Consider the following 1,365-nt stretch of genomic DNA (forward strand, 5'->3'; position numbering starts at 1 on the left):
ACTGGTTTTAACCTCTTACAGCTTATTTTATGCATTAAAAAAGGAAAAGTCTGAAATTATACCAGTTTATACTGCTGGGCACTCACTTGGAGAGTTTTCAGCTTTAACTGTAAGTGAAAGTATTGACCCTGTAGATGCAGTATGGATTACAAATATAAGGGGAGAATTAATGCAGGAAGCTGTACCGGAAGGAAAAGGTGCAATGGCAGCTATAATAGGTTTAAAGGCTGAGGAAATAGAAGAAATCTTAAAAGATATTGATGGAGTGGTTGAAATAGCAAATTACAATTCTTACGAGCAAACTGTTATATCAGGAGAAACTCCTGCAGTTGAAAAGGCTATGGAAATTTTAAAAGAAAAAGGTGCAAAAAAAGTTGTAAAATTAGCTGTTTCTGTCCCGGCTCATTCTTCACTTTTAAAAGAAAAAGCAAATGAGTTTGCCCAGTATATTGATAAACTGAATATAGATGATGCAAAAATACCTGTAATATCAAACATAACAGCTGAGCCTATATCAAAATCAAATGAGATTAGGGAAGAGTTAAAACAGCACTTTTATTCTCCAGTAAGATGGGTTCAAACAGTAGAGTTTTTAAAATCTCAGGGTGTGGATACTATTTTTGAAATCGGTCCTAAAAAAGTTTTAGCAGGACTTATAAAAAGAATAGATAGAGGTTTTAACATAATAAATATTCAAACTTTAGAGGACATAAAAAATCTATAAATCAGGGGTTTATAGCCCCTTATTTATTTAAAATGAATATCCTACAAAAGCTGGTATTCAACATTGAACAATGTATTTATTCCAGTTTTTATTTTACTAATTGCAGGGATACTGTTTAAAAGTTATTTAATTTCAGTAGAAATACCTGTTTTAGTTATAATCTTAATTTTTATTTTAGCTTTAGCTTTTGATAAACATTTATTCGTTTTATTTTTAGGTCTTGGAATATTTTTAACAGGATATTATTTAGCCGTTCCTAAACAAAATGAAAAAATAAGCAATGAACCTGTTTTTTTAGAATGTAAGGTTTTATCTTATCCTGAAATTTATTATAAAAAATATAGATTTAACTGTTTTGTAATTGATAGTGAAAAAACTGAGTTAATAGGTAAAGAAATAGCAGTTATATCTGATTATAAACCTCAAATATTTAGCAATATATATGCTGTTGGGAAAATAGGAAAAAATCATGATAATTTAAGATTTTATGTGAAAAAACCTTTTATAAAAGAAAGTAAAAATGAAAAATTATCATTCTTTTTAAGAATAAGAGAATATCTTAAAGAAAATTTCAAGAAGAATACTTTAAATAACAAAACTTTTGCAGTTGGCAGTGCTTTAATTTTTGGTGATAGAAGTTA

At 28.2% G+C, this 1,365-nt stretch carries 2 protein-coding genes; both read left to right on the forward strand.

Features of this window, described 5'->3' with window-relative positions; translation table 11 throughout:
• On the forward strand, positions 1-724 hold a 724-nt coding region (locus tag HG1285_RS01405; protein WP_032497159.1), incomplete at its 5' end, for an ACP S-malonyltransferase.
• 63 nt (positions 725-787) lie between these two features.
• A partial coding sequence (locus tag HG1285_RS01400; RefSeq protein ID WP_008289408.1) for a hypothetical protein occupies positions 788-1,365 on the forward strand: 578 nt, incomplete at its 3' end.

This window comes from Hydrogenivirga sp. 128-5-R1-1, from assembly GCF_000171895.1.